The sequence below is a fragment of the Glycomyces algeriensis genome (assembly GCF_027622855.1).
GTDB lineage: Bacteria > Actinomycetota > Actinomycetes > Mycobacteriales > Micromonosporaceae > Glycomyces > Glycomyces algeriensis.
In genome coordinates this window covers 132439-144968 of record NZ_JAPZVR010000010.1, presented here as the reverse complement: position 1 = coordinate 144968, position 12530 = coordinate 132439, and the positions used below count along the sequence as shown (strand labels likewise).

Genomic DNA, 12530 nt, shown 5'->3' with positions numbered 1-12530 from the left:
CCCACACGGGTACGACATGGCCCCCAACGCGAAAGACCCTCAAAATGGACCTGTCCGTGGAGGTGGTGGAGGAGGGCCCGATGGCTTAACGTCAGCGGTGTTCCCGTCGCCGATCGAAAGGCGTGGCATGGACCGAGCCGAGCCCCCGGAAACGCCCGAGCCCGAACCGCTGCCGAACGAGGCGTCCGACCCGCCGGAGCCAGGGCTGCCGGCAGGAGCGTCCGGCCCGCCGGAGCCAACCGAGCCATCCCAACCACCAACGACGGCGCCGCCGACAGCGGCGTCCGGCCCGCCGGAGCCAGCCGAGCCGTCTCACACACCGAAGACGGCCCCGCATTCCAAGCCGTCCGAGCCGCCGACAACGGCGCCGCCATCCGAACCACCCACCGCGACTCCGGCGAAGCCGCGCACCCCGGCCACAGTCCTCATCTCCATCACGCTGCTCTGGCTGCTCACCGCCCTCGCCACATGGGTCGCGCTGATCTCCACCGTCGCTACGGCGTTCGAGGTGAGCGCCCGCTACGCCGGTGCCTGGAGCCCGCTGGAGTTCGTCGAACCGGCCCTCATCACTGCCGTCGCCGTCCTCTGCGGACTCCTCGCGGTCAAACTCCGCAGCGGCCGCGACTGGGCCCGCCGCATCGTCGTCATCACGACCGCGATCGTCCTCGCCGTCGCGATCCTCACCGGAGCCGGAACGAACCCCGGCACCGGCATTGTCGGCACCCTCCTGTTCGCCCTGCTCCTCGTCATGCTGCTCCTGCGCCCCACCCGCGACTGGTGCGACTGCGACGCGCCCCGCCACAGCCCCAAGATCGACAGCGCCGCACAACCGCCCTACCAGGTCGTGGCCTCGCTCCTCATCCTCTGGACGGCCACCGCCATCGCGCTCTACGCCGGCTCGGCGGCACTCCTCGCATTGGCAGGCGACGAGGCGAACATGGCCGAGGAAGGGCTGGCCCGGATCGCGGGTGCGGCGATGCTCCTCGCACTCGTCCAGGGCGCCTTGAACATCGGCTTCTCATTCCACCGCAACTGGGCCCGCTGGTCGACGATCATCCTCGCCGCGGCCTACGCCGCCTGGCTGCTCATCGCCGCAATCCTGAACCTCACCGAAGACGGCCCCGGCCCCGACCTGCTACTGGCCCTGCTCAGCCTGGTCCCACTCGCCCTGATCGCCTCGATGGCAAGCAGGGAATCCCGGAAATGGTGCCGCCGAGCCGCGCCCGAGAGCTGAACTGAGACAAGAAAAAAGCCCGGCCAAAGGCCGGGCGATGGAGCCGCTGAGGGGACTCGAACCCCTAACCTTCGCTTTACAAGAGCGGCGCTCTGCCAATTGATGCTACAGCGGCTGGTCAGCGCCGCTTTCGCGGTGCGACGGGACGATTCTACTCGACCGGTATGGCCACCCCGAAATGACTGAGCTCGGGCCAACAATCACTCGATCGTGTGACTGTTTTTAGCACGGTTGTCGCATATCGTTAATAGCATGCAGTTGCGATACCAGTTCCGCGCTTACCCAGGAGGCCCTGAGCGCGCTCGCGCAGCCCGGACCTTCGGGTGCGTGCGGACGGTCTACAACGATGCCGTGGCCGCCCGGAAGGCGGCCCTCGCTGCAGGAATGCCGTTCCCCCGGTCCGCAGACCTGCAGAAGCTGCTCATAACAAAGGCCAAGCGGACTCCTGAACGAGCATGGCTCGCGGAAGTCAGTGCTGTTCCACTGCAGCAATCAATACGAGACTGCGATCAGGCCTACAGCCGGTTCTTCAAGTGGCTGAGGCGCGGCCGAAGTGGTCCGAAGTCCGGGCGTCCTCTCTTCAAGAAGCGGTCGCGCCGCCAATCGGCACGTTTTACCCGGAATGCGTTCAAACTGCGAGACAACGGCAGGCTCTTCTTGAGCGGAATCGGGGAGCTCCCGATCGCCTGGTCGCGCGAACTCCCTGTGGAGCCGTCCAGTGTCACCCTGATCAAGACCCCGACTGGGAAGTACTTCGTCTCGTTCGTAATGGATGTGCCAGGGGAGTCCCTGCCTCCACTCGATCCGGATGACGACACCGGAATCGACGTTGGTTTGTCCTGCTTCGCGGTGCTGCGGGACGGCAAGCGAATCGAGTCACCGAGATTCCTCCAGAAGCAGGCAAAACAAATCGCGAAGGCTCAGCGGGTGCTGAGTCGGAGGAAGAAGGGCTCGAAGAACTGGGACAAACAGCGGTTGCGGGTTTCGAAACTCTACGAGCGCACAGCGAACCAGCGTAAGGACTTCCTTCATAAGCAGTCCACGGCAATCATCCGCGAGAACCAAGCGGTATATGTCGAGGATTTGGATGTGGCGGCGATACACCAGCGGTTCGGACGCCTCGCGACCGACCAGGCCTTGGGTGAGTTTCTGAGAATGATCGAGTCCAAGTCGGCCCGGTACGGGCGTGACTTCGTGAAGGTCGACCGGCACTTTCCTTCGACCCAGCTGTGCTCCTCCTGCGGCGCGATGACCGGGCCGAAAGGGGTGGCCGGCTTGAATATCCGCAACTGGACATGCGCGAGTCCGAACTGCGGCGTCACCCATGATCGAGATGAGAATGCTGAAAGCAATCTTCGCGCCTATGGGCGCGAAGTGCTCGCCGCAGGACGGAAAGGCCAGGCTCCGGTCAGGCCAGGCGGAGAGTCGAAACGACTGCAGAGCGCTGGTCAGACTGGGAGCTCCCAGCTCGGCACGAAACCCCGATCGCCGGGAGGCGAACGGACAGAAGCAGTAACCACCGCTGCCGTGAGGTAAGTGGCCGTGCGAGTCATGCTCGCGTGGAGTCTCCGGCTCGATCGGAGAGGACGTCAAAAATCAGTTGCTCTTCCTTGTCCTCTCCATCGATTCGAGGAGGACGTCAAAAGTGCGTTGTTCTGCTGCGGGCCCGGTGGCGCGTTTGGTGGAAACCTAGAAAAAAGGTGGGCGGAAGCGGGCATCGGGTGGAGTGGGGTTGTGGGAACCCTACAACGATGGCACGAAATTGGTAGCGGAGCGGTTGCTGTGGGTTGCGAGACTGGGCGCATGAACACTGCAACGAAAACCGTCGGGCGCAGCGCCCCGAAGTCGATCGCGATGTGGGCCGCCGCGCCCGTCGTGTGGTTCGCCGTCTTCCTCGGCTGGATCTTCCTGAGCAACGAGCCGCCGGGGTTCGCGGTCGTGGTCGCCGTGCTGCTGTCGCTGCCCGCGCCGTGGCTGCTGTGGGCCTCGTGGCGGATGCCGCGGCCGCGGCCGGACACGTACGTCGCCGAGGCCGGCGCGCTGCTGTCCGGGGCCGTCGCCCTGTACATCGCGACCCTCGTGAACATGATCGCGAACGAGGGGCCGGCGCCTGTCGTGCTCATGGTCGCCTACCTCGCTGCGGCGGCCGTGTTCGTCGCGGCGGCCTGGCCGCTGCCGGGGCGCCGGATCGCGTACGGGGCCGCCGCGCTGGCATGCGTGATCCTCGGAATCGGGCTGCGGGTGCTCTACTCCGGCACCTCGTACTACCCCGGGATCGACTTCATCACGAAGGACGAGCTGTTCGTCTGGGCGTTCCTCGGACTGCCCGCGCTCGGCGCGCTGCTGCAGATCCTGTGGTGGCTGCGCAGCAGGTCCCGCGACCGGTCGGCCTGACCGGTTCGCCTGTCCCGCTAGGCGATTCGGTCCTGCAGGTCGACTCCACGACCCGTTCGACCATCCGGTCCGCCTGACCCGTTCGACTGTCGCATTGCATCTCCCGGGGGCCGCACCCGCGGCCCCCGCACCCCTCCGAACCTAGGAGTTCCGATGACCGCCCCTCCCGCTTTCCGGCTGCGCCGCCACCCCGAGATCGTCGGCGGCCCGCTCGTGGTCCTGCTGTTCCTGCTGTCCTACCTGGTCAGCAATCCGCCTGTCCAGACGTGGCTGCTCGGCATCGGTCCGGACGAGTACGGCGATCCCGACGCCGGCCCGGCGGTCCTCGCGTGCGCGCTGGCGATGGCGGTCGCGGTCACCGTGGCCTTCACGTCGGCCAGCACCACCGCAAGGGTGGTCTCCTGGCTGATGGTGCCGGTGTCGCTGGCCGCCGCGACCTGGTACTGGTTCCTGATCGCCTACTACGGCACCGATCTCGGCGGGATCACGGCACTCTCCGAGGTGCTGTTCTGGGGCATGGCCGCGGCCGTGCCGGTCCTGTTCCTCGTGGTCTCTTGGCGCTCGCCCCGACCGAATGTCGCGACGTACGTCGCCGAGGCGATCCTGCTGCTGTTCATCGGGTGGGCACTGTTGATCACCATCGAGGAGTTCGGCTCGATTGAGGCCGAGGCCGGAGAGCGGCGGGTCGGGGCCGTCCTGATCTTCCTGGGCGCGGCCGCGTACTTCGGCCTCACGACCTGGCTGGTGCGCTCGCGGCGTCTCTTCTACGGCGCGTGCGCCCTCGCGTGCGCGGTCGTCGCCGCCTGGGGGACCCTCGGCGGCACGACGGCCACGGGCTATTACGAGGGCGACCCGATCCCGGTGGTGCACCCGGTTCTCCTCGCGGCGGCCTGGTCACTGCCGGCGATCGGCGCGCTGGCGCAGGTCGCCTGGTGGGCGCGCGGCAGGGCCCGCACGACCGACTGAAAGCGTCGGAATCCGGGGCCGGGGGGGGGGCGCGCCGGGGGGGGGGGGGGGGGGGGGGGGGGAGCGTGAGTTTGGGGGTGTGTGGGGGGGCGGGCGGCTGGCCCCCCCCCCCCGACGCAACGCGGCGCAACCGGGGCCCGCCCCCCCCCCCCCGGGCGGCGCCGCGGCCCCGTTTCCTATGCGTCTCTGAAGGAGTAGACCTGCATGCCCTCGACGGTGAGGCAGGACAGCCGGGTCTCGCTCGCGTCGCAGGCGTAGACCTCGAGGTCGATGTGCAGCGAGGTGCGGGCGCCGTCGCGGCCGAGGCCGATCACGTTGCCGGTGCTGGTGCTGAAGCCCGAGGCCGCGGGCCAGTTGAGGGCGCTGCCACCGTCGATGGCCTCGAAGTCGCTCTCGCCGACATCGTTGCCGACCTCGTCGAAGCCCTTGTCGTAGATCCGGGTGCGCACGTCGTCGCCCTCGTAGAACTCGACCATCATGCGGTTGCCCAGCGGGGTGATGTAGCGGTACTCGCCTTCGTCGAAGACGTGCACGATCTCTTCCTTGTCGGGGTTGTAGATCCGCCAGGTGTAGACGTCGATGGCGCCCTCGACCGGTTCGCGCACGCAGATCAACTTCTCGCCGCAGGCCTTCACCTGATCCGGTGCGGGCGTGTCGGACTCGACGGTCTCCTCGTCCACACGGGACAGGCCGTCGTCGATGTCGTAGACGTTGAGGTCGTAGCCGGTCTCCTTGTCGACCGCCACGTACAGCAGGTTGTCCCACCCGAAGTACATGTCGTCGACGGTCTCGACCTCCTTGGAGGCCACCTTCTCCCCGGACTCGAGGTCGTGGACGTGCGCCACGTTGTCGCTCGTGACCGCCCACACGCGGCCGTTGCCGTTGGCGCGCAGCGACGGCTCCTTGAGGTCGTCCGGCGTGCCCACGAGGTCCCAATTGGACACTGTGACGCCTTCTTCGACGTTCCCGAGCTCCCAGCTGGAGACGGTCTCGCCGTCGCCGTCGTACACGGTGAAGGTGTTGCCGCCCAAGGGGCCCAGCACGAGGTGGTCGCCCGAGCGCGCGGCCGTGCGGTCGGCGCTGTCGACCGTGTTGCGCGTGTCGCCGGTCTCCCAATCGAGGAAGTAGAAGCGGTACGGGGTCTCACTGGCGGTGTCGACCTCCTGCGAGAAGGCCACGAGGTCCTCGGAGACGTAGAAGTTGCCGTCCCAGCCGGTGCCGGTGAAGACCGCGTCGCTCTCCCACAGGGGTTCGCCGGTGGCGGTGGCGACCGCGCGCAGGTGGAGCTCCTCGCCGCTGGCGTCCGTCGAGGAGGTCGTGTAGGCGAACAGGGTCTTGTCGTCCCAGACGCGCACCTGGTAAAGGCCGTCGTTGAGCTCGCCGCTGTACGCGGTGGCCGCTCCGACCGGCGCCAGCTCTTCGTCGAACGGCTTCTGCTTGTACGGGTTGGTGAGCCAGAACCAGCCGATGGGCAGCACGATCGCGAGCACGACCACGGCCGCCGCGATGGCGATCCACTTCGGACGGATACGGCGCTTGGGCTTCTCGGGCTCGCCCCGGCGCAGCATGACCGTCTCGTCGGTGCCCGGCGTGACCGGCGGCAGGCTGCCCGACCGCATCGGCGGCGAGGAATGCGGGGCCGAGTGCGGGGCCGTCGGCGACTGCACCGGCGGCGAGGGCATCTGCGCCGGCGGCGTCACCGGCGCGGGCCCGGCCAGGGCGAGGGCCGCGCCCTCGCTCACGGGCAGTTCGGGCTGCTCGAGGACAGTGGGCGCGATGCCCAGGCCCTCGTGGAGCACCTTGGACACCATGGGCATCCGGCTCGAGCCGCCCACCAGGAACAGCCCGGCGAGCTGCTCGGGGCGGCGCCCCGTGAGGCCGAGGACGCGCTGGGTCTCGCCCACGGCCCGCGACAGGAGGGGCCGCGACAGCTGGTCCAGCTCGCCGCGCGTCAGGTGGAGGGACTGCGCCATGTCGGGCACGGTCACGGGCGCGACAGAGGAGCGCGAGAGCATCTCCTTGGCCGCGCGCACCTCTTCCCACAGCTCGCGGCGGTTGCGCATCTCCGAAGCGCCGGTGGGGTTCTCGAGGCGCTTCCAGATCTCGGGGTCGCGCTGCTTCACCGTCGCGCCGATGTGCTCGACGAGCACGGCGTCGAAGTCGAGGCCGCCGAGGTCGGGCAGGCCGCCGTCCGCGAGGACGCCGAACGAGCCGTCCTGGCGGCGCTCGAGGACCGCGATGTCGAGGGTGCCGCCGCCGAAGTCGAACACCGCGAGCGCCTGCCCCGGGCGCATCGGGTGGGACAGGCGGGAGGTGTAGTAGTGCGCCGCCGCAACCGGTTCGGTGAGGATCTTGACCGGCCGGTACCCGGCCTTGGCGGCCGCGTCGTGCAAGGTGCCGCGGCGCTGCTCGCTCCAGGCGGCCGGGCAGGTGAGGACTGTGTTCGGCAGGTGCCCGACGGACTCGATGGCGGTGCGGGCGACCCGGCCGAGGATCGCGGCGAGCGCGGCGGCGACGGGGACCTCGCGGTCGCCGAGGAGGATCGTGCCGTCCGCGATGCGCTGCTTCGGGTTCGGCTCGAACCGCTCGGGGGCGGTGAGCGCGAGCCGCTCGGCGTCGCGACCGGTGTGGATCGTGCCGCCCGGGTCGAGGAACACGGCGGAAGGCATCACCGGGGAGCCGTCGAAGAGCAGCGGCCGGGTGCGGCCGTCGGGCCACACCAGCACCGCCACAGTGTGGGAGGTGCCGAGGTCGACGCTCAGGAGGTAATCAGCCGGCATGTGGTCGCAGCTCCGGGGGCGCTAGGGGGTGTTTCCGGACTCCCGGCGAGTCGGTATCCGAGTCCACTGGTTCGATCGCAAGGCGGAAGGGCCTTTGCATACCGGTGTTGCACGCAAAGACCCTGACAACGCTGCGATCGGGCGAATGGGCCGGCTACCGGCCGTCGGGGGTGCGGAGACACCCCCTAGGGCATGCAGGGTCGTTCCAGGTTAGTCCGGCGCGGCGAATCGCGCGGTCACGGGATGACCGTTTGTGGTCGAGTGCGGTGCCCGCGCCACCGGGCGGTCCCGGGGTGTATCGGGCGGTGCGCATGCCGTTCGGGACAGCCGTCTGCGCGCAGGAGGCGGCCCTGAATCGTGCACGATATATCCTATAGGATCCGGCTTAATCACCCGGATCATGCAGGATATATCCTATAGGATTTACGGTCGAGTGGTGGTCAGCGGCGCTGGCGCTGCACCTCGGCGAGGGCGATCGAGGCCGCGACGGAGGCGTTGAGCGACTCCACCTCGCCGGCGATCGGGATGCTCGCGACGTGGTCGCAGGTCTCGGCGACGAGCCGGGAGACGCCCTTGCCCTCGTCGCCGACGACGATGAGGAGCGGGTCGGTCGCGACGGGCATGTCGAACACGTCGATGTCGCCGCCGCCGTCGAGCGCGACGGTCATGAACCCGGCCTGCTGGCAGGCCTGGATGGTGCGGGTGAGGTTGACGACCTTGGCGACGGGCAGGCGGGCGGCGGCGCCGGCGCTGGTGCGCCAGGCGACGGCCGTCACGGAAGCGGCGCGCTTGGACGGGATGATCAGGCCGTGGCCGCCGAAGGCGGCGGCGGAGCGGATGATCGCGCCGAGGTTGCGCGGGTCGGTGACGCCGTCGAGGGCGACCAGGAGCGGCGCGGTCCCGGAGGTCTTGCTGATGCGCAGGAGGTCCTCGAACTCGCTGTACTCGTACGGCTCGATCTGGAGGCCGATGCCCTGGTGGAGGGCGTTGTTCGTGCGGCGGTCGAGGTCGCGGCGGGCGAGCTCCTTGATGGGGAGGTCGCGGTTGCCGGCGAGGCGCACGGACTCGGCGATGCGGTCGTCGAGCTCGGTGCCGAAGGCCACGTACAGCGCGGTCGCGGGAACCTTGGCGCGGAGGGCCTCGAGGACCGGGTTGCGGCCGAGGATCAGCTCGGGCTCGTCGTCGCGGCGGCGGCGCGCGGGGCCGGAGGGACGGGCCTTGCCGATGTTGGTGGTGCGGCCTTCGGAGGCGGCCTTGGCGCGCTCCTTGGACTGCTTCCACTGGGTCTTGCGGGGCTTGTCGTCGCCCTGGTACTCCTTGTGCCAGGGGCGGTCCTCGGCTTTGAGGGTGCGCCCCTTGCCGGCCAGGCCCTTCTTGCCGCCGCCGGAGCCGATCTTCGGTCCGGCTTTGGAGGTCTTGCGGCGGTTCGGGTGTCCACCCTTGGTGCTCATCGGTCTCGGTTCCCCAGGTCTCGGTCGTTGCTGGCGGCCGCACCGCCTGAATGCTCAGACGTGCTGGCGTCGCCGCCGGTCACATTTACACAGGCTCGCAAGCTTCGCCCGGACTCAACATCACACGTGCGGTCAAGGCTCGCAAGCTTCGCCAAGACTCAATCACACACGTGCGCAGTCAAGGCCAGGCTCCACCTAGTTGACTGTCCATACGGGACCGCGAGGGGTGTCCTTGACGGTGATGCCGGCTCCGCTGAGTTCATCGCGGATGCGGTCGGCAGCCGCGTAGTCCTTGCGGGCCCTGGCCTCGGCGCGCTGTTCGAGCGCGAGCTTCACCAGCGCGTCTACAGCGCCGTGGAGCTTCGCGTCCCCCGGGTCGTCCCAGTGCGGGTCGAGCGGGTCGAGGCCGAGCTGGTCGAGCATAGCTCGGACGGCGGCGGCGTGGCGGGCCGCGGCGGCGTCGTCACCCGCGTCAAGTGCGGCGTTGCCCTCGCGAGCGGAGTCGTGGATCACGGCGACGGCGGCGGGCGTGTTGAGGTCGTCGTCCATCGCGGCGGTGAACTCGGGGACGAGCGGGCCGCCGATGGTGGCCTCGGTGCCGAGCGCGTCGGCGGCGCGGTGCACGAAGTTCGAGAGCCGCTCCCAGGCCGAGCGGGCCTCGCCGAGGGCGTCCTCCGAGAAGTCGACGGCGGACCGGTAGTGGACGCCGGTGAGGTAGTAGCGGATGGCCGCGGTGCCGAAGCCCTTCTCGCCGAGGGCGCCGATGGAGAGGGTGTTGCCGAGGGACTTGGACATCTTGGTGCCGGCGAGGTTGAGCATGCCGTTGTGCACCCAGTACTTGGCGAAGGGCAGCCCGGCGGCGCTCGACTGGGCGAGCTCGTTCTCGTGGTGGGGGAACATGATGTCGGTGCCGCCGCCGTGGATGTCGAAGCCGTCGCCGAGGTAGCGGCGGGCCATCGCGGAGCACTCGATGTGCCAGCCGGGGCGGCCGGGGCCCCACGGGGAGGTCCAGGCGGCGTCGGCGGGCTCGCCGGGCTTGTGGGCCTTCCAGAGGCCGAAGTCGCGGGAGTCGCGCTTGGCGCCGGTCTCGGCGCTGGAGAGCATGTCCTCGGGGCGGCGGTGGGAGAGCTCGCCGTAGGCCGGCCAGGAGGAGACGTCGAACCAGACGTCGCCCGCGCCCGTGACGTAGGCGTGGCCCCGTTCGATGAGCTCCGAGATGAGGTCGATCATCTGGGTGATGTGGCCGGTCGCGCGGGGCTCGTACGTGGGCTGCTCGGCGCCGAGGGCCGCATAGGCGTCGGCGAGCACGCATTCGTTGGCGTAGGCGATGGACCACCAGGGGCGGCCCTGCTCCTCGCCGCGCACGAGGATCTTGTCGTCGATGTCGGTGATGTTGCGCACGTACGTGACGTTGTAGCCGCTGCGGCGCAGCCAGCGGATGAGCACGTCGTAGGAGACGCCCGAGCGGAGGTGGCCGATGTGGGGCGGTCCTTGCACGGTGAGACCACACAGGTAGACGCCGACTTCGCCGGGCTTCCGGGGCTGGAAGTCGATGACGGATCGGGTGCCGGTGTCGTACAGTCGCAGGCTCACCCGTCAAGTCTAAACAACCAGGCCACGCCTGAGCCCCGCCCGGCCCGCGTGTCCGCGCGCCCGGTCGGATCGGCGGTCTGGACGCGGTCGCGAGTAGTACCCCGGTACTGCGCGGGGCCTCCCGCTCCTCCTCCGGCATGAGGCGAAGATCGGTCCGCGAGCCGGTGCGGCGGCGGCCGGCGTCCTCATAGACTGACGGCGTCGCCGGGCCCGTCCCGCCGACGATGCCCTGCCCCTCAGTCCGATTGGAGCCTGATGATCACTGCGAAGGGCTTGTACAAGCGATACCGGAAGACCGTCGCGGTCAACCAGCTGTCGTTCGACGTCCGGCCCGGCGTCGTCACCGGTTTCCTGGGGCCCAACGGCTCCGGGAAGTCCACCACCATGCGGCTGATGCTCGGCCTCGACCACGGCGAGGGCGAAACGCTCTTCGACGGCGAGTCCTTCACCGACATCCGCCGCCCCATGAACAAGGTCGGCACCCTCCTCGAGGCGAAGCCGTTCCACCCGACCCGTTCGGCCCGCAACCACCTGCGGATGCTCGCCAGCGCCAACGGCGTGGGCGACAAGCGGGTCGACGAGGTCATGGACCTGGTCGGCCTCGGCAGTGTGAAGCGCAAGAAGCCGAAGGGCTACTCGCTGGGCATGGCGCAGCGGCTCGGCCTGGCGCAGGCGCTCTTGGGCGATCCCGGCATCCTGCTGCTGGACGAGCCGACGAACGGCCTGGACCCGCACGGCATCCACTGGATGCGCGACATGCTGAAGCACCTCGCGGCCGAGGGCCGCACGATCTTCGTCTCGAGCCACCTGCTGTCGGAGATGCAGCTGATGGCGGACGAGCTCGTGGTGATCGGGCGCGGCACGATGATCTTCAACGGCGACGTGGACCAGTTCGTGCGTGACTTCACGCAGTCGACGGTGATCGTGCGCAGTCCTTCGGCGGACGGTTTCGTGTCGGCGCTTGAGGGCGCGGGCGCGGAGGTCGCGAAGGGGAAGGACGGCGAGCTGGTGGTCTCCGGGATGGAGATGGGCGCGGTCGGGCACTTGGCGTTCACGGAGAACGTGGAGCTTTCCGAGCTGTCCACCCGCAGTGCCTCGCTCGAGGAGGCGTTCATGTCCGCGACGGGGTCCTCTGAGGAGTTCGTGGCGGCCGAGCCGCTGGCCGGTGGCGCGAACCCGGCTGCCGCGACGTCCCCCGCCGCCCCTGCTACCAAGACCGGTGGTGCCGACAATGCTTGATGCCCTTCGTTTCGAGTGGACGCGGTTGACGACGCTGCGTTCGACCTACTGGCTCATCGGGATCGGGCTGCTGTGCTCGCTGGCGATTCCGGTGATCGCGGGGATCGCGGTGAGCGACGACCCGCTGATTCCGGAGACCGTGGCGGCGGGTCTGAACGGCGGTGCCGCGTTCGGTATCCCGTTCCTGGCCGTGTTCATGGCGATCATCGGGATCTTCGCGACCGGTCACGAGTACCGGCACGGGACGATCCAGCCGACGTTGACGGCGCTGCCGCAGCGGTCGCGGCTGATCGCGTCGAAGATCCTGGTGGTCTCGGCGGTGACGGTCGCGGTGACGGTGTTCTCGATGGCGTTGAACGCGCTGGCGATGCTCGTCTTCTGGGGTGAGGTGCCGGGGCTGTTCGAGGACCCGCTGCGGTCGGCGCTGCTCGGGTACGTGGTGTACACGCTGATCTACACGCTGGCGGGTCTGGGCCTGGGGCTGCTGTTCCGGGGTGTGCCGTCGGCGCTTGTGGTGATCTTCTTGGCGCCGCTGATCATCGAGAACCTGATCTTCGGCTTGTCGTTCCTGCCGATGGCGGACTGGCTGGTGCCGGTGGTGAAGTTCCTGCCGTTCTCGTCGGGTGCGCGGTTGATGTCGCTGAACCTGATGGAGATGTCGGGTGAGGGGATGCCGGACTTCGACTACTTCGGCCGCTGGGGTTCGGGTGGTGTGTTCGCGGTCTTCGCGGCCCTGATCATCGCGGCTGCTTGGATCCTGTTCAAGAAGCGCGACGCCTAGGCGAGGCGCGAGACGTGAACGGGGGGCCCGGGGGGGAACCCGGGCCCCCGGGCCCGGTGAAGCAGGGGGCGTGGGGCGGGGGGGGGGGGGGG

The 12530-nt window shown here is 69.0% G+C and carries 9 protein-coding genes and 1 tRNA gene; 6 read left to right on the top strand and 4 right to left on the bottom strand.

All coding sequences use genetic code 11. The annotated features are described in order from the left end of the window. Positions 1 to 508 precede the first annotated feature (508 nt). Complete coding sequence (locus O2L52_RS18245; protein WP_270117261.1) at positions 509 to 1234, top strand: hypothetical protein; 726 nt, start codon at positions 509 to 511, stop codon at positions 1232 to 1234. Between the two features lie 38 nt (positions 1235 to 1272). On the opposite strand, the gene O2L52_RS18240 is transcribed toward O2L52_RS18245, so the two are convergent. Further along, a tRNA-Thr gene (locus O2L52_RS18240) sits at positions 1273 to 1349 on the bottom strand. Between the two features lie 137 nt (positions 1350 to 1486). Here O2L52_RS18240 and O2L52_RS18235 point away from each other — a divergent pair. The 3 genes from O2L52_RS18235 to O2L52_RS18225 all read left to right on the top strand — a co-directional run bounded on the left by O2L52_RS18235 (position 1487) and on the right by O2L52_RS18225 (position 4594). Then, positions 1487 to 2770, top strand: coding sequence for an RNA-guided endonuclease InsQ/TnpB family protein (locus tag O2L52_RS18235; protein WP_270117260.1), 1284 nt, complete (start codon positions 1487 to 1489; stop codon positions 2768 to 2770). A 267-nt stretch (positions 2771 to 3037) separates the two neighbouring features. Continuing rightward, a complete protein-coding gene (locus tag O2L52_RS18230; protein WP_270117259.1) occupies positions 3038 to 3628 on the top strand; it encodes a hypothetical protein in 591 nt (196 codons plus the stop codon). A 153-nt stretch (positions 3629 to 3781) separates the two neighbouring features. Beyond that, complete coding sequence (locus O2L52_RS18225; RefSeq protein ID WP_270117258.1) at positions 3782 to 4594, top strand: hypothetical protein; 813 nt, start codon at positions 3782 to 3784, stop codon at positions 4592 to 4594. 176 nt (positions 4595 to 4770) lie between these two features. Here O2L52_RS18225 and O2L52_RS18220 read toward each other — a convergent pair whose 3' ends face one another. The 3 genes from O2L52_RS18220 to cysS all read right to left on the bottom strand — a co-directional run bounded on the left by O2L52_RS18220 (position 4771) and on the right by cysS (position 10418). Further along, positions 4771 to 7374 carry an Hsp70 family protein gene (locus O2L52_RS18220; protein WP_270117256.1) on the bottom strand — a complete coding sequence of 868 codons (2604 nt, stop codon included), beginning with the start codon at positions 7372 to 7374 and terminating at the stop codon, positions 4771 to 4773. Between the two features lie 440 nt (positions 7375 to 7814). Next, positions 7815 to 8825, bottom strand: coding sequence for a 23S rRNA (guanosine(2251)-2'-O)-methyltransferase RlmB (gene rlmB, locus O2L52_RS18215; protein ID WP_270117255.1), 1011 nt, complete (start codon positions 8823 to 8825; stop codon positions 7815 to 7817). Between the two features lie 195 nt (positions 8826 to 9020). Beyond that, positions 9021 to 10418 carry a cysteine--tRNA ligase gene (gene cysS / locus O2L52_RS18210; RefSeq protein WP_270117254.1) on the bottom strand — a complete coding sequence of 466 codons (1398 nt, stop codon included), beginning with the start codon at positions 10416 to 10418 and terminating at the stop codon, positions 9021 to 9023. Positions 10419 to 10673: 255 nt separating this feature from the next. On the opposite strand from cysS, the gene O2L52_RS18205 reads away from it, so the two are divergent. Together O2L52_RS18205 and O2L52_RS18200 are read left to right on the top strand one after the other, a co-directional pair. Continuing rightward, positions 10674 to 11657, top strand: a complete 984-nt coding sequence (locus tag O2L52_RS18205; RefSeq protein WP_270117253.1) for an ATP-binding cassette domain-containing protein — start codon at positions 10674 to 10676, stop codon at positions 11655 to 11657. After that, a complete protein-coding gene (locus O2L52_RS18200) occupies positions 11638 to 12438 on the top strand; it encodes a hypothetical protein (RefSeq protein ID WP_270117252.1) in 801 nt (266 codons plus the stop codon). Before O2L52_RS18205 ends, O2L52_RS18200 begins: the two co-directional genes overlap by 20 nt. Positions 12439 to 12530 lie beyond the last annotated feature (92 nt).